Origin of the sequence: Luteolibacter sp. Y139 (assembly GCF_038066715.1) — a bacterium.
Lineage (GTDB): Bacteria > Verrucomicrobiota > Verrucomicrobiia > Verrucomicrobiales > Akkermansiaceae > Haloferula > Haloferula soli.
Map to the genome: position 1 here is coordinate 120,271 of NZ_JBBUKT010000011.1, position 16,602 is coordinate 136,872.

Sequence of the window (16,602 nt, forward strand, 5' to 3'; positions counted from 1 at the left end):
GGCGATGGTTGTCAGTGTTGAACCGCCAGAGGCCTCCTCGGCCGCGGCGGGCGGACAAGCTGGAGACTTGACGCTCAGGGGTCAAGCGCGCGATGCGCGGCGAAAAGCGGCCTTCAGGCGATCTCGACGTAGCCCTTGCCGGTTTTCTCCGCGATCAGCTTGGTCATCTCACGGGTGGCGCGTGCTTCGTCGGCGAAGGTTTTCACCTGCGCCTGCCCGCTGGTGCCGATCCGGCCGAAACGGATGTGGAGCGATGCGCCGTCCTGCGAAACGGCCCAGAACTTGCGTGAATTTCCGCCGGTGAACTCGAAGCGGCGATCGTTAGCGGCACCGGAAACGGGTGCTACGGCCGGCTGCACGGGTGGCGGTGAAAGGGGCGGGGAAGGTGGTGAAACGGGCTCTGCCGGTGCCTTGTCTTCTTCCTCCGGTAAAATTTCCTCTTCCACCTCTAGGATCTCGCGGCGTAGCAGGCGCTCGATGCGTTCCAGCACCGCCTGCGGCTCGTGCCACCAGTCCTTGGCCATGACCACGGCGACCTGCCAGCCGAACGCGCGCAGGATGCCGGGTCGGGTGTGAAAGCGCTCCAGCACGCCGGAAGTGCCGCCACCCTCGACGAGCACGGCGAGCTGGTGCCGGTCCGCTCCTCGCTCGCGCACGGCGACATCGCAGCGGAAACGGCTTTGACCGGTATCCGTTTCGACATGCCAGCCGCGCTGCTGCAAGGCGGAGGCGATTTGGCGGGCGACTCCGTTGCCGGAGGTTTCGCGGGAAAGCGACTTCCGCTTGAGGGGATTGAGGCCATCGAGCACCTGCCGGGCCATGGCAGGCTCGCTGCGGGAGAGGCTTTCGGCGTACTGCAGGAAGTTTTTGAGAGCCCGCGCGCCGTCGTTGTAATCGTTGGTGATTTGGTGATGGCGGATGCTGCTCACCAGCACCATGTGGTGGCGGGCGCGGCTGAAGATCACATTGAGGCGCTTCTCGCCGCCGCGCTGGTTGATGGGGCCGAAGTTCATCCGCATCTTGCCGGATGGATCGGGGCCGTAGCAGACGGACATCAGGATGATATCGCGCTCGTCGCCCTGGACGTTTTCCAGGTTCTTCACGAAGAGGCCGCAGAATTGATCGTCCTCCTCGCGGACATACTCGGCCTCCAGGCGGGTGGCGAATTCCGGATCTTCGGCGGCGAGGGCTTCGAGCGCGGACTCGATCTCGCCCTGCTGCGCTTCGCTGAAGGCCGCGACGCCGATGCTGAGCTTCGATTCAGAAATCAATAGCCCGCGCACGAGGCGGGCGATGACCGCTGCTTCGGTAGCATTGCGGCGATCTTCATACGGGGCATTTTCGCAGCGGAGATAGCTGATGGGGCGAGTGAGGATTTCCGGCACGAATTGCCCGGCATCCTCCGGCGTGGCGACGACGAGATCTTCGCAGTCCGCGGTCGTGAGCTGGCGATCGGGGATGGTGTAGAGTTCGCCACCGTAGAAGGCCGCGTTGCTGAAGCTGATCAGCGACTCATAGCGGCTACGGTAGTGCCAGGCCAGCAGGGTGCTTGGCAGGTTCCGGGCGCATTGGGTGAGGAAGCTGTCGGCATCCATCAGCAGGCTCACCGATTCGCCATCTTCCTCGACCGTGAGTTCATCGTCGTCGTCACCGCCACTGCTGCTGAAGAAGCTGGTGGGCGGGAGCTGCATTTCATCTCCCACCACGATGACCTGCTGCGCTCGGTAGGCCGCGGGCACGGCATCTTCCACAGGGATCTGGCTCGCTTCGTCGAAGATCACGACGTCGAACAAGCCGGTGTCGAGAGGCAGTGTGTCCGACACCGAGAGCGGGCTCATCAGCCAGATCGGTTTCAGGTCGCGCACCACTTCACCGCTGTCGCCTGCGGCGAGATCGCGGATTGATTTGTAGCGCATCGTCTTGCCGAATTCGTGTTCGAGTTCTCGGCGCCCGGCGGTGTAGGACTTCTTGAATGCCTTCTGGTCCGCCGAAAGCACCGTCGCCGATTGATTGGCGATCTGGACGTGTTCGAGGAAGCGCTTGCGGACGCCAGCGCGGATCCAGCCCGCATTCTGGTCCAGCCACTGGCGGTGGGCATTGGCCAGGCGGTCGAGTTTCTGCTGGAGGAGATGGCAGTCGAAGCGCTGCAGCATGCGGTCCTCGCGATAGAGTTGGGTGAGCGTCTTGCGCGCGCATGCGGCTTCGAGCTGCTCGGCGGTGAAGGCAAACTCGCGCGTCGATCGACGAAGCGCCTCGGGCGTGGCGGCGAGATCGCGAAGGGCGGGCAGAAGTTCGGGCAAGGCATCGAGCTCCTCACGCACTTCGCGGACGGCGGAGGAAAGTTCGGCGAGGCCGTGGCTTTCCGCTCCGTGGAGCAGCTCGCGCAGATTGGCTTCCAATCGCTGGAATCCGGGTGCGAGCGCGGCCAGGATTTTCACCAATCCCGCTCCTTGGTCTGAGGAAAGCAGGCGGGTCTTCAGTGCCACAATTGCCGGTGGCGCGGCGGGATCGTTCAAGGTCTTCAGGTCCGCAGCGAGCGCGCCGGGTTCTTCACTCGCGAAGTCTCGCAACGACCGGGCGCGGACATCCGCCAGCGCTGCCGCCGCGGCGTGCTCCGCGGAAAGGTCGGCCAGCACCTGCTCCCACGTGGGAGCAACCGCATGCTTGGAGAAGTCGTAACGCGCTCGCAGCACCTTGCGCAGCCGCCACCACGCGGGATTGATAAAGCCGAGCAATCCTTGGACTTTCGGCGCGAGGGAGAGCGCGGTGGTCGTGTCCTCCGGCGGCAGTTTGTCGATCCAGTGTTTGTTCTTGGTCTGCTTCGCCGCGAGATCCAGCCGCTTGGCTTCGTGCTCCGCCTGCAATTTCGAGAACTCGGCGGAGCGCTGCGCTTTCGTATCTAACAGATCTAGCAACCCTCGCTCGGCGAGCGGCAGCAAGCGCCGCGAGAAATCGAGCAACTGCCCGATTTCTGCCAGCGTGTCCCAATGTTCGATGGGCAAGGCCGTTTGTTCGAGCGCGTCCTGGAGATCGTCGAGTTGGTGCTCGGCGTCGTCGAGCCGAGCAGCGAGTCCTTCCAGCGGTGAATCGCGGGTGATGACCGCTTCGCCCAGCCAGCGCAGTGGATGGGTGGCGAAAACCGGTTCGGCGCCGAGGTCGCGTAGCACTTCGCCGAGGCGGATAACGACGTCGCCGTGCTCCAGCCAAACGTCGTAGCCCGGCAGGTGTTCTTCTTCTGCTGCCGTGAGATCGGGGCAGGCGCTGCCGTCATGGGTGCCGCGCAGTTCGATCAAGCGCTGCAGCAGCCCGTTCAGGGTCACGCCTGCTCCTTGCGGCACGGATTGAAGCTGGGTGGCGTATTTTTCAAGCGCCCCGAGCTCGCTTGCCATCGCCCGCAAGGCCGCGTGGCGCTTCGAAGCATCGTGCTCGCTGCCGCCGGCAAGCCATTGCTCGTAGGTCTGCTTGAGATTGAGGATGAATTCCTTCTTGTCCGTCTGCGAATCGTGGATGAGGCAGCACAGTTCATCGAGGCCTTGCTGGCGCAGGCGGTGGAAGACGACATCGATGGCGGCGCGCTTCTCGCAGACGAAGAGCACGCGTTTTCCACGAGCCACGTAGTCTGCGATCAGGTTGGTGATGGTCTGCGACTTTCCGGTGCCCGGTGGTCCCTGGATGATCAGGCTGTCGCCGAGACGGGCTTTGGCGATCGCACCGACTTGGGTCGCATCGGCGACGATGATGAGGTGCTGGTCGGAAGGCGGCAGCTCCGGCGGTGAGGTCTCGTCAATGGCCTTCGGCTCGATGGAGAAGACCCGGTCGAAGGCGAGGCTCGGCGTGTCGTGCTCGATGAGGTTCGCGTAGTCGCGGACCAGGGTCATCTTGCGGTAGTTGAAGTTCGCGAGGGTCATCGCGCAAAGGTCGAGCTCCCACGAGTAGGGATTTCCCTGCGATTCCTCCACCAGCGTGAACATCTTCCGGTCCGTGACGGTGCCAGCTCCCGCCATGAAGGGCGTGCGCGGTCGTGGCGGCGCACCGGCGAGTTCGCGCAGCGGCAGCGGTGAAGGCACCACCAGCTTCTGGAACATCTGCAGGCCCAGCGGCCGGAAGTCGGTGCGATCGTAGCTGTAGTCGAGGCTGCCCGCGCGCTTCACCCGCCTTCCCTGGCGGGCCATGCGGCGGCGATACTGATCGAGCCGCTGTTTCGCGCGCTCGTGGACGAGCTGGATCTTCGGCTTGTCCGCGAGTTCGAGCGTGATGCCTGGTTCGGTCGCGTGGATCAGGCGGCAAAGGTTTTCATGGAAGGCGGCGAGGGTCGTCTCTCGCAGGTCGATGGTTTCCGGGAGATCAAGATCGTAGAGCTGCTTGAGGTGATGGCGCAGCGCCGGGTTTACCTCTGCTTCGCTGCCTTGCGGTTCGAGCGTGTAGTGGTCTTTGACTCCCTTTCGCTTTACCAATTCCACCGGCAGCAGCAGCAAGGGTGAGTGGATTCGCTCGTTGGGTGCTTCCTTGAGATTGTTCCAACGCAGGAAGGCGATGACCAACCGGAGCTGCGAGAAGCCATACTCAGCGCGGCTGCGTCGCGCGTCGCTGATCAGCTTGTCGAGCTGGCCGGGAAGGTATGGGGCTTCCTCGTAACGCAGCCATTTTTGCAAGGGCAAGGCGCGTCCGGAAACGATCTCGGGGGCCAGGCCATCGTGCCAATAGAAGAGCTGGTCGGGCCGGATGTTCCGGAAGTCGAGCACCAGCGGGACGCTCGCCGTGGTGAGATTGAGCGTGGCCTGCGAGCTTTGGAAATAGAGTAGCCGGTTACGCCGCGAGACCTCGAACAAGCGGTCGCGCAGATGCGTCTGGATGATCCGCCGCCGTCCGCCCTTCGTCGCCGTTGCGAGGCCCGGCAACGCAAGCACGTCGGCATCCACGGGTTGATCGCGGTAGCTTTCCAAGCGCCGGATCAGCGAGGGAAGATCTTGTGCGCGCTTGCCGCGATGCAGCTCGGTCATTTCCACGATCAAGCCCGCGATCACCGGATGCAGCCGCGGCGCGATGGTAAAGAGATTCTTCCGCGAGTTCGCGAAGCGTTCCAAGTCATCGCGGTCCGTGAGATCCAGTCCGCAGGCGAGGCTGGCAAGCAGCATGCCGAGCGAATGGATGTCGGTGAGCGCGTCGTGATGGCCGATGGCGTGCTCCCAATTCGCGTAGCCTGCTAGAAAGACCGGCTTCGTGATCTCATCGTCTGCGGTCCCGACATCGAGGTTGGAGACTTTGGTGAGATAATTCTCGTCCGACTCGCGGCGCATTTCGCCGATCACCTCCACGCCATGGCTGGCGGGAACCTGTAGCTCATAGACGCGGATCGCGTTTGACGTGGGGGCGATGCCTTCCGTCGATTTCAATCCGAGCGCGCGGTCATCGTGAACGACCAGCGCCGAGACTCCGCGCAAGGGCGCCACCTGCGCGGCATCGTGGATGGCCACGACCTCGCGCATCAGCGGTAGCACCGCGGCAAGCACGTCATCGGTCTCGAAGCCGCCGCGCTCGTGTCCCTGTTCGAGGAAATGGAGGAAGGGATTCTCGGTCATGGTCGGGCGGCGGCGAGCAGTTCGGAGGACTTTTCCTTGAGTCGCTTGAGGTCCTTCGCTTTCAGCTTCAGTTCCTTGGCGGCGAGCTTTTCGAAGTGGCTCAGGCATTCGAGGTCGCGGGCCCGCTCGATGGCCGCGGCTACCGGCAGTTCGTCGAGGTCGGGATCGACCGCGCAGAAGTCCAGCATCACGTGGCAAAGGAACTCGCGTCTTGGCTTCGAGAGCGCCTCGAGTTCATCCGCAAGTTCGCGATCATTTGTGTCGGCTGGTGTGAAGTCGGGGAAATAGAGCCGAGCGTGCGCGAGCACCGCCTCGCTGCGGAACCACGTGGGACGGAGGTGCTGTTTTAAAAAGCGCTGAGTGAGTGCCGCGAGTTGGGCCTGTTGGATCAGGTCCATTTCCTCCAACCCTTCGTCTTCGACCAGCATCCGGGCGATGGCTCCTTCGAGGTCTTCGCTTTCCTCCACCCACAGATGCAGTGCCCGCGCCCTCATGAAGGTCTCGGGATGCGTGAGCTGTTCGGTCTTCGGCTTCGACTTGGAAAAGATTTCCTCGGCCTGGGTCAGGTAGCTTTTTCCGCTGACCTGTGCGAGGCCGGTGCAGATTTTGACCAGGCTCGCCACGGCGGTTTCGAGGCAACCGGTGACGAGATAGGCGCCGCGGTCGGCGAAGAGCTCCGTTGCAAGGGCCCAAAGGCGGGCGCTTTGGCCATGGCTCGGCTCGGCGTGTGGGTGGGCAGCGGATTGGTGGAGAATCCGGTCGGCCAGATAGAAGGTGCCGTCTTCCATCTGCCAGAGGAGATGGTGAGCCAGCTCGTGGCCGATCACCGCCCGCAACTCGGCAGGAGAGAGCAGGGTCAAGATGGGCCCGGAGAAGATGAGATGAGCTTCTCCTGGGAGGTAGCAGATGGCAGCGTTCGGAGTGCTCTGCCCTTGGGCCTGATAGGCATACACAGTCACGTGGGATAGTCCCAGAGCCTGTTGGGCGGCGGTGATTTCCGCGAACAGCTCAGGATGGCCTTCCGCATCCATCCGGTAGGTGTCGCGTAGCAGCGAGAGTCTGACCTCCTCCGCATCCTGCGTGAGGCGCTCGGCATCGGAATGCCACTTCCATACCTCGCTCTCGCGGGTCCTCAGCCAGTCCACCAGGGAACGGTGCTGTGGCAGGGGAGTTAGTATCCGGCTCATCTGGGCGCGGATTCAATCGGTCTGGTTTGGGAACCTCAATCTTCAATCCACCTCGCTTGCTCCCGCGATTCCGGGGATTCGTCACAGTGACCTTGGAGGAGGAGGGCAGGGCCGTCATGGAATGGCGCGTGACCCGAACCCTTTCTCTCTTCGCCCTTTTGCTACTGCCGCTGTCCGCCGCGACTTGGAACAGCGATTTCGATGCCGCGCTCAAGGAAGCCAAGGCTTCCAGCAAGACGGTGCTCATTGATTTCACCGGCTCGGACTGGTGTGCGTGGTGCATCAAGCTGCATAAGGAGGTTTTCGATCAGCCCGAATTTGAGGCGGCGGCGAAGGACAAGTTCGTGCTCGTGGAGCTGGACTATCCGAAGGACAAGGCGCTCCTCACCGAGGCCGTGGCGAAGCAGAACGAGGCGCTGCTGAAGCGTTATCCGATCAAGGGCTACCCGACGATTTTGCTGTGCGATGGGGAAGGCCGGCCATTCGCTGCGACCGCTTATCAAGAGGGTGGTCCGGCGAAATACCTGCCTCATCTGGATGAGCTGCTGGCGAAGCGTGGAGCGCGGGACAAGGCATTCACCGAGGCCGGGACGAAGGACGGGGTGGAGAAGGCGAAGGTCCTGATCGCTGCGCTGGAGGGCTTGCAGCTTGATCCGGCAATGATCGCGTCGAACTACGCGGAGATCGCGGAGCAGATCAAAAAGGCCGATCCGCAGGATGAAACCGGCTTTGCTAAGAATGAAGGAGCCCAAGCGCGCTTCTCCGAATTCATGGCGAAGCTTGGGGAGAGTCGGCAGGCCAAGAATCTCGATGGGGAGATCAAGGCGGCGGAAGAGGCGCTCGCCGATCCAAAGATCACGGGTGAGATCCGCCAACAGGTATTCGGGCACCATGCCGCCTCATTCGCCTACGCGAAGAAATTCGATGAGGCGATCGCTGTCCTGAACCGCGCCATTTCTGAGGCCCCCGATGGCACTCGCACCGTGGAGCTGCAGAACTTCCGCACGATGCTGGAGAGGATGAAATCGGGATTGCCGCCCGAGGCCCAGCCAGCCAAAGCGGAGTAAGCGCGGAGGCGGGAAAATTGCGGCGACGGAAAATTTCCGCTTGTAGTTTACCAAACGGTCAACTATCTATTCCGGCGTGGGACGCAAAAGTGACGCCAAGCAACGACTGCTCGATGCTGCTCTCGATCTGATCTGGGAGAACAGCTACGGGGTCGTGACGATTGACGCCATCTGCGAAAAGGCAGGCGTCAAGAAGGGTAGCTTCTACTACTTCTTCGAATCCAAGGCCGATCTGGCTGTTGCCGCCTTGGATCACGAGTGGCAGACGGAGATCAAGCCGAAGTTCGACACCATGTTCTCGGTCTCGAACGCGCCGTTGGAGCGCATCCGCCTGATGTTCCAATCCTGTATCGACTGTCAGGCCGAGATCCAAAAGGAATACGGTCAGATCCTCGGATGTCCTTGCTTTTCACTGGGTTCTGAGATCTGCACGCAAAACGAACCTATCCGTGCCAAGGTCCAGGAGACGCTGGGCCGCTTGGTCCGCTACTTGGAATCAGCGATTCGCGATGCGCAGGCCGAAGGATCGATCGCTCCCGGCGACCCGTTGGTGAAGGCCAAGTCCGCTTATGCTCTCTACGAGGGTAGCCTCGCCCAAGCACGCATTGCCAATGATCTGGAGCCTCTCCGTCTGATGATGGACTCTGTCATGGATCTCCTTGGCGTGGCGGCAGAAGCCCGTCCGGGCTGAGATTTCTCCCTTTTTTTTGCCTACATTGTTTACTAATTGGTCAACTACACTATTCATTCCCATCCCCACCATGAGCACGAACAAACTCGCAGGAAAAGTCGCCGTCGTCACCGGAGCCTCCAAGGGCATCGGAGCCTCCATCGCCAAGCACCTCGCCGCTGAAGGCGCGGCTGTGGTGGTGAACTACGCCTCCAGCCGCGAGGCTGGAGAAAAGGTCGCAGCGGAAATCAGCGCCGCCGGTGGAAAGGCAGTCGCCCTTCACGGAGACCTTTCCAAGCAGGAAGACGTCACACGCCTCTTCACCGAGGTGAAACAACAGTTCGGCAAGGTCGACATCCTGGTGAACAACGCGGGTGTCTACCAATTCGCTCCGCTGGAGCAGATCGATGCCGCGCATTTCCACTGGCATTTCGACCTCAATGTCCTGGGCCTTCTGCTCGCCACCAAGGAAGCGGTTGCCCTCTTCCCGGAAAGCGGTGGCAACGTGATCAACATCAGCTCGGTGGTTTCTACCGGCGCGTTCCCCGGAGCCGCGGTCTATAGCGCGACGAAGGGTGCCGTGGATGCGATCACCCGCGCGCTCGCCGCCGAACTTGGTTCCCGCGGGATCCGTGTGAACGCGATCAATCCCGGCATGGTGGAGACCGAAGGGACCCACACCGCCGGCATCTCCGGCAGCGATCTGCAGAAGCAGGTCGAAGCCGTCACTCCGCTCGGTCGCATCGGCCAGCCGCAAGATATCGCCACTGCCGCTGTCTTTTTGGCCTCCGCCGATTCGTCGTGGATCACCGGACAGACATTCCAAATCGCTGGCGGATACCGGGCATGAGCCCTCTTTTTTGGCCTAAATCTTTACCAATCAGTCAACTACTTACTCCCATGAACGTTCCTGACCGTGACGAATACCCTATTCCGGAAGCGCCGGAGCCGAAGTCGCGCTTTCACACCCGCTTGGCCTTGATGCTCGTTGGCATCGGTGCAGTTGCTGCGGGAGTCTACTATGGACCGCGTGCCTCGGCTGCCGAGTCGAAGCATGAGGCTCCGGCGATGGCGCCTGCCAAGGTGACCGTTTCCACTGTCGAGCAGCAGACGCTGGCCGAGCACCGCGAGCTGATCGGCCGCGTCGATGCGCGGGAAACCGTGGAGATCCGTCCACGCGTTCCCGGCCATATCGATGACGTTCGTTTCCAAGCCGGCAGTGTGGTCGAAAAGGGCGACATCCTGTTCGTGATCGATCCTCGCCAATACCGCGCCCAAGTGGACCTTGCCGCGGCCGCCGTCGAGCGCGCCAAGGTCCGCGTGGGGATTGCGGAGAGCGAGGCGAAGCGAACCGGCAGCCTGCTTGCCACCCGCGCCGTTTCGGTGGAGGAATCGGACACGCGCAACTCGCGTCTCGCCGAAGCCCGCACCGATCTGTCCGCCGCCGAAGCCACCCTTGTCAGTGCGAAGCTCAATCTCGAATACACCGAGGTCCGCGCTCCGATCCGTGGCAAGGTCAACCGGGCCTTGGTCACGGCAGGCAACCTCGTTTCGAGCGAGAACCTGCTGACGACGGTGGTGTCGACCGGCGACGTTTACGTTTACGCGGACGTCGATGAGAATACCGCGCTGGCCTTCGATCGCCTGCGCCGTGAGAAGAAGATGGGCGAAGGCCAGCTGATGGTGGAGATGCAGGTCGGTGACGAGAAGGATTACCCGCACAGGGGCTTCATCGAGTCCGCCGACAATCGCGTCGATGCGGCCACCGGCACCCTGGTCTATCGCATGATCTTCTCGAATGAAGACGAGTCGCTGGTCCCCGGTCTCTATGCCCGTGTCCGCCTCCCTGTTAGTGCGCCTGCGCCAGCCCTGCTGGTGAGCGAGCGTTCGATCGGCACGAATCAAAGCCAGAAGTTCGTGCTGACCGTGAAGCCTGACAACACCGTCGCCTACCGCACGGTGAAGCTCGGCCCGGTGCTGCAAGGCAAGCGTGTGATCCGCGAGGGCATCGAGCCCGGCGACCGGGTCATCGTGAATGGCCTGCAACGCGTCACCGCCGGCATGATCGTGGATCCTGCCGTCGCGAACTGAAGTCACCTCGCACTGAGGTTTTATAGGAACCGTAGGCGCGTTCGTGAGAACGCGGAAGGGAGCTTCTTGCCCTGAGCTTGGGCTCTCCCGTGGTCTGACCACCGCGCCTACGGTCCTTTTGCCGGCTTATCGAACAAGCCGCGCCAAGTCCCCTCTGTCCTCCTGAAATGAACTTTTCCGATTTCTTCATCAAGCGCCCGATCTTTGCCGGGGTGCTATCCATCGTCATCTTCCTCGTCGGCGCGATCGCGCTGTGGAAGCTGCCGGTCAGCGAATATCCCGAGGTCATCCCGCCGACCGTTGTGGTGCGGGCGACTTATCCAGGTGCCAATCCGCAGACGATCGCGGAGACCGTTTCCACGCCGCTCGAGCAAGCGATCAACGGGGTGGAGAATTCCATCTACATGTATTCGCAGGCGACCAGTGACGGGGTGATGACCCTGACGGTCACCTTCAAGCTCGGCACTGATCCCGACCTCGCGCAGGTGCAGGTGCAAAACCGCGTCTCGCAGGCACTGCCAAAGCTGCCCGAGGAAGTGCGGCGTCTCGGTGTGACGACGATCAAGAGCTCGCCCGACCTCACGATGGTCGTGCACTTGCTTTCGCCCGATGGCCGTTACGACGACGTCTACGTTCGCAACTACGCGACGCTCCAGGTGCGTGATGTGCTCACCCGTTTGCCAGGCGTTGGCCAGGTTCAGCTTTTCGGTTCCGGTGACTATGCGATGCGCATCTGGCTGGACCCGAACAAGGTGGCATCACGCGGCATGACGGCCGGTGACGTGGTCAATGCGATACGAGAGCAGAACGTCCAGGTGGCTGCCGGTGCGGTGGGGCAACAGCCGAATCCGCAGGCAAGCGACACGGAATTGCTCATCAATACCAAGGGCCGCCTCGTATCCGAGGAGGAGTTCGGTGACATCGTGCTGAAAGTAGGCGCGCACGGCGAGCGCACGCTTTTGAGGGACGTGGCACGCGTCGAACTCGGTGCATCGGAATACGCGCTGCGGTCGTTGCTGAGTAACAAGACTGCGGTCGCCATACCGATTTTCCAGCTTCCCGGATCGAACTCCATCGCGCTGTCGAATGCCGTCCGCACCAAGATGGAGGAACTGAAGAAGGACTTCCCGGATGGGCTCGACTATAAGATCGCCTACGACCCGACGGTCTTCGTCCGCCACTCGATCGAGGCGGTGGTGCACACGTTGCTAGAGGCAATCGTGCTGGTGGTGCTGGTGGTGATTCTTTTCCTCCAGACCTGGCGGGCATCGATCATTCCGCTGGTCGCGGTGCCGGTGTCGTTGGTGGGTACTTTCGCGGTGATGCTCGCCCTTGGGTTCTCGATCAATGCGCTCTCGCTCTTCGGGCTCGTGCTTGCGATCGGTATCGTCGTCGACGACGCCATCGTGGTGGTGGAGAACGTGGAGCGGAATATCTCGCTCGGGCTTTCGCCGTTTGAGGCGACGAAGAAGGCGATGCGAGAGGTGACGGGGCCGATCGTTGCGACCGCGCTGGTGCTGTCGGCGGTGTTCATTCCCACGGCATTCATCACCGGCTTGAGCGGCCAGTTCTACAAGCAGTTCGCGATCACGATCGCGATCTCGACGATCATCTCGGCCTTCAATTCGCTCACGCTGTCGCCAGCCCTTAGCGCGCTGCTGTTGCGTGATCACCATGCGCCTAAGGACCGGCTCACGCGGATCATGGATACATCCTTCGGATGGCTGTTCCGCCCCTTCAATCGCTTCTTCGAGTGGTCATCGAACAAATACTCCGCCGGCGTGCAACGGCTGGTGCGCCGCGGCGGGATCGCGCTGATCGTCTATGCGGGCCTTCTGTTCCTGACGTGGTCGACCTTCAAGCGCATTCCCGCGGGCTTCGTGCCGGCGCAGGACAAGCAATACCTGGTGGCCTTCGCCCAGCTTCCCGAGGGCGCCTCGCTCGAACGCACTGATGAAATCATCCGCAAGATGGGGGACATCATGCTGAAGCATCCTGGCGTGCAGGACTCGATTGCCTTCCCGGGTCTTTCGATCAACGGCTTCACCAATAGCCCGAACTCCGGCATCGCGTTCGTGAGCCTCAAGTCCTTCGAAGAGCGCAAGGGGCCGGGCATGTCCGGCAAGGAAATCGCGGCACAGCTTCAGGCTGAGTTTGGCCAGATCCAGGGTGCGTTTGTTGCGGTGTTTCCGCCTCCGCCTGTGAACGGTCTTGGTACTACGGGTGGCTTCAAGCTCTACATCGAGGATCGCAATGGTGCGGGCTACGATGAGCTTTACACGGCGGCCCAGGCGTTGCTGGCGAAGGCGAACCAGACGCCAGGGCTGGCGGGCATGTTCTCGGGCTTCACCGTGAACACGCCGCAACTCCTCGCTGACGTGAACCGCGCCAAGGCGAAGCAGCAGGGCATTCCGCTCGGTAATATCTTCGAGGCGATGCAGGTGAACCTCGGGTCGCTTTACGTCAACGACTTCAACCGCTTTGGCCGCACGTATCAGGTGGTTGCTCAGGCCGACTCAGAGTTCCGCACCCGTGCTGAAGATGTCGCAAGGCTGCGCACCCGCAATGACAAGGGCCAGATGGTCCCACTCGGCTCGGTGCTGGAAGTGAAGGAGACCTACGGCCCCGACCGCGCGATGCGCTACAATGGCTATCCTGCTGCTGACCTCCAGGGTGGGCCAGCGCTTGGCTTCAGCTCGGGCCAGGCAGAGGCGCTCATGGAAAAGGTTGCCGCCGAGACCTTGCCGAAAGGCATGACGCTCGATTGGACTGACCTGACCTATCAGAAGATCCTCGCGGGCAATACCGGCATGCTGGTGTTCCCGATCAGCATTCTGCTGGTGTTCCTGGTGCTGGCAGCGCAGTACGAGAGCTTCCGGCTGCCCTTCGCCGTGTTGCTCATCGTGCCGATGGCGCTGCTGTCCGCGATGGTCGGTGTGTGGCTGACCGATGGCGACAACAACATCTTCACGCAGATCGGCCTGATCGTGCTGATTGGCTTGGCGGCGAAGAATGCGATCTTGATCGTCGAGTTTGCCGTTCACTTGCGAGAGCAGGGCAAGAGCGTGGTCGAGTCCGCGGTGGAAGCCGCGCGCCTGCGCCTGCGGCCGATCCTGATGACCTCGATCGCCTTCATTGCCGGTGTGTATCCGCTCGTCGCTGCGACCGGTGCCGGCGCGGAGATGCGTCACGCGATGGGTGTCGCAGTCTTCTCCGGAATGATCGGTGTCACTGTCTTCGGCCTGCTGCTCACGCCGGTGTTCTATGTGGTGCTCGCAAAAATCGGTGCCAACAAGCAAGCCGCCGCTCCTGCCATCGATGCCTGAGGCTTGATTCCTAGATTCTCAATCCTGGCCGACAAAAGTGTCGGCCCTCCTTAAAGATGAAAACTTCACGTATTCTGCTGCTGTCCGCAGCCCTCTTTACCTCTTGCTCCTTTGAGCCTGCGCTCGACAAGCCGGGCGTCGAGGTGGTGCCCGTCAGCTTCTCTGGCAGCGGCAGCGGTTCCGCTTCCGCCACACTGGATTGGCGCTCGTTTTTCACCGATCCGCGCTTGAAGAAGCTGGTCTCCCTCGCACTTGAGCACAACCGCGACCTGCGGGTCGCCACATTGAACGTGGAGCAAGCGCGTGCCCAGTACGGGATCTCTCGTAGTGCACTGTTTCCGACCGTTGATTTGTCCGCCACTGGCTCACGACGGCGGACACCGGGCTCGACCGTCTCCGGGGGGACGGCGGTCGAGTCCCGGAACTACGATGTCTCGGTGGGAGTCACTTCCTATGAGCTCGATCTTTTCGGACGCGTTCGCAGCCTGAATCACGCCGCGCTGGAAAGCTACTTCGCCAGCGATGCCGCGCGGGTCGGTGCGCAGATCTCGCTCGTTTCGGAAGTAGCCTCGCGCTACCTGAATGAGCGTGCCTTGTTGGAAGAGATCGAGCTTTCCGAACAGACGCTCGTTTCGGTGAGCAAGACTTACGATCTCACCCGCATGCGTTTCGAGGCTGGCGACGTGTCGGAGCTGGATTCCCGCTCGGTTGAGATCCAGGTGAAGACCGCTGAAGCGAATCTTGCGGCCTATCGCCAGCAACTTGCGGAGACGCACAACGCGTTGGCATTCCTGATCGGCACCGCACTGCCTTCGAATCTCCCCGAAGGCAGAAGCCTGGAACAAGCGCTCGTCTCCGATTTACGTGGCGGTGTCCCGTCGGACTTGCTGGCGCGCCGTCCCGATATTCTGGAAGCCGAGCATCAGCTTCGGGTGGCGAATGCGAACATCGGTGCCGCACGCGCGGCCTTCTTCCCGCGGATCACGCTGACGGGTGGAGCTGGCACGGCTAGCAAGAGCCTTGGCGATCTGTTCCAAAACGGCAGTTCCGCGTGGGCGTTCTCGCCACAGATCAGCGTGCCGATTTTCGACGGCGGCTATAACAAGTCGAATCTTGAGGTCGCTGAGGTGCGCAAGCAGATCGGAGTCGCGCAGTATGAGAAGGCGATTCAGACCGCCTTCCGTGAGGTGTCGGATGGCCTCGTCGCGCGCTCGGGGCTCAATGGCCAGGTTGCCGCCTATGAGGGCCTCGTTGCAGCGCAGCAAAAGCGCTTCGACCTCGCCGACGCGCGCTACCAGCAGGGGGTGGACAGCTACTTCCAGGTGCTGGATGCTCATCAGGACCTCTACGCCGCACGCCAGATCCTGATCCGGCTGCGGCTTGCCCGCCTGACCAATGCTGTTGGACTCTACAAGGCGCTTGGTGGCGGCTGGTGAACTGAAATCGGCCTCGACCATGGCGGGTCCATGGGCACGATTGTTCCTGAAGCCCATGCCCGCCACCGCCACCCGACTTGCCGCGTTCACGGAATCCGTGATTCGCGGCACCACCCGTCTCGCCAATCAACATGGCGCGATCAATCTCGCGCAGGGCTTCCCGGATTTCGATCCGCCGGAGGAATTGTTAGGCGCGTTGGAGAAGGCGGCGCGCGGACCGCATCACCAGTATGCGGTCACGTGGGGTGCGCCGCGTTTCCGGGATGCCTTGGCGCGAAAGATCTCGCGCTTCACCGGGCTGGAGGTGGATCCGGATCGTCATCTCGTCGTTACGTGCGGCAGCACCGAGGCGATGATGGTGGCCATGATGACGGCCTGCAATCCGGGCGACAAGGTGATCGTCTTCTCGCCCTTCTATGAGAACTACGCGGCGGATGCGATCTTGTCCGGAGCGGAGCCGATCTATGTCGCGCTGCATCCGCCGGATTTCGGATTCGATCGCGATGAGCTGACGAAGGCGTTCCAACAGAAGCCGAAGGCGATCGTTGTCTGCAATCCTTCCAATCCGACCGGCAAGGTTTTCACGCGCGATGAGCTGATGTTCATCCTGCAGCTTGCGGAAGAACATGATGCCTTCGTGATCATGGATGAGCCGTATGAGCACATTGTCTTCGCGCCGCATGAGCATGTCTATGCCGCGGCCTTGCCGGGTGCTGCGGAGCGGGTGATCACCTGCAACTCGCTTTCGAAGACCTATTCGATCACCGGCTGGCGGCTGGGCTATGTTCATGCGGCGCCAGAGGTGATCGCGCAGGCGCGGAAGGTGCACGATTTCCTCACCGTGGGTGCAGCGGCGCCCTTGCAAGAAGCGGCGGTTGCGGGACTTGAATTGCCGGACAGCTACTATGCTGGACTGCGTGATCTTTATACCGCGAAGCGCGATGTGTTCCTTGGCTACTAGAAGGAGCTCGGCCTGCCCTTCACTGAGCCGCAAGGCGCGTACTACGTGATGCTTGATATCTCCTCATTCGGCTTCGCGACGGACACCGAGGCGTCCGAGTGGCTGATCAAGGAGATCGGCGTTGCTGGAGTCGCAGGATCGAGTTTCTTCCGCGAGCCGGTGCACAATTTCATCCGTTTTCACTTTGCCAAGAGTGAGGGCATCCTTCGCGCAGCGGGTGAGAAGCTGCAGGCGCTTCGGGCGAAATAAAAAAACCGCGGGCACAACGTGGTGCGCCGCGGTGAG

General features: G+C 61.9%; 8 protein-coding genes and 1 pseudogene. 7 read left to right on the top strand and 2 right to left on the bottom strand.

Annotation, left to right across the window (positions count from 1 at the left end):
* Nucleotides 1-113: 113 nt before the first annotated feature.
* A complete protein-coding gene (locus tag WKV53_RS23015; protein WP_341407168.1) occupies nt 114-5,579 on the bottom strand; it encodes a WGR domain-containing protein in 5,466 nt (1,821 codons plus the stop codon).
* Entirely contained in the window at nt 5,576-6,766 is a 1,191-nt protein-coding gene (locus WKV53_RS23020) for a M48 family metalloprotease (protein ID WP_341407169.1), read from the bottom strand. Before WKV53_RS23020 ends, WKV53_RS23015 begins: the two co-directional genes overlap by 4 nt.
* Before the next feature lie 128 nt (nt 6,767-6,894).
* Here WKV53_RS23020 and WKV53_RS23025 point away from each other — a divergent pair, with 128 nt between their 5' ends.
* The 7 genes and pseudogenes from WKV53_RS23025 to WKV53_RS23055 all read left to right on the top strand — a co-directional run bounded on the left by WKV53_RS23025 (nt 6,895) and on the right by WKV53_RS23055 (nt 16,566).
* Nucleotides 6,895-7,833, top strand: coding sequence for a thioredoxin family protein (locus WKV53_RS23025; protein ID WP_341407170.1), 939 nt, complete (start codon nt 6,895-6,897; stop codon nt 7,831-7,833).
* Between the two features lie 76 nt (nt 7,834-7,909).
* Nucleotides 7,910-8,524 carry a TetR/AcrR family transcriptional regulator gene (locus WKV53_RS23030; RefSeq protein WP_341407171.1) on the top strand — a complete coding sequence of 205 codons (615 nt, stop codon included), beginning with the start codon at nt 7,910-7,912 and terminating at the stop codon, nt 8,522-8,524.
* A 70-nt stretch (nt 8,525-8,594) separates the two neighbouring features.
* A complete protein-coding gene (locus tag WKV53_RS23035) occupies nt 8,595-9,353 on the top strand; it encodes an SDR family NAD(P)-dependent oxidoreductase (protein WP_341407172.1) in 759 nt (252 codons plus the stop codon).
* Nucleotides 9,354-9,403: 50 nt separating this feature from the next.
* The gene (locus WKV53_RS23040) at nt 9,404-10,594 is read left to right on the top strand and encodes an efflux RND transporter periplasmic adaptor subunit (RefSeq protein ID WP_341407173.1); all 1,191 of its coding nucleotides are present in this window, start codon (nt 9,404-9,406) and stop codon (nt 10,592-10,594) included.
* Between the two features lie 167 nt (nt 10,595-10,761).
* Entirely contained in the window at nt 10,762-13,920 is a 3,159-nt protein-coding gene (locus WKV53_RS23045; RefSeq protein ID WP_341407175.1) for an efflux RND transporter permease subunit, read from the top strand.
* A 56-nt stretch (nt 13,921-13,976) separates the two neighbouring features.
* Nucleotides 13,977-15,356: an efflux transporter outer membrane subunit gene (locus WKV53_RS23050; RefSeq protein WP_341407176.1), complete on the top strand. Its 1,380-nt coding sequence runs from the start codon at nt 13,977-13,979 to the stop codon at nt 15,354-15,356.
* A gap of 55 nt (nt 15,357-15,411) precedes the next feature.
* Nucleotides 15,412-16,566, top strand: a pseudogene (locus WKV53_RS23055) (pyridoxal phosphate-dependent aminotransferase).
* Nucleotides 16,567-16,602: the final 36 nt, after the last annotated feature.

Coding starts and splice junctions, on each gene's coding strand:
- WKV53_RS23020 (WP_341407169.1), bottom strand. CDS start 6,766: ATGAGCCGGATACTAACTCCCCTGCCACAGCACCGTTCCCTGGTGGAC.
- WKV53_RS23035 (WP_341407172.1), top strand. CDS start 8,595: ATGAGCACGAACAAACTCGCAGGAAAAGTCGCCGTCGTCACCGGAGCC.
- WKV53_RS23050 (WP_341407176.1), top strand. CDS start 13,977: ATGAAAACTTCACGTATTCTGCTGCTGTCCGCAGCCCTCTTTACCTCT.
- WKV53_RS23040 (WP_341407173.1), top strand. CDS start 9,404: ATGAACGTTCCTGACCGTGACGAATACCCTATTCCGGAAGCGCCGGAG.
- WKV53_RS23015 (WP_341407168.1), bottom strand. CDS start 5,579: ATGACCGAGAATCCCTTCCTCCATTTCCTCGAACAGGGACACGAGCGC.
- WKV53_RS23045 (WP_341407175.1), top strand. CDS start 10,762: ATGAACTTTTCCGATTTCTTCATCAAGCGCCCGATCTTTGCCGGGGTG.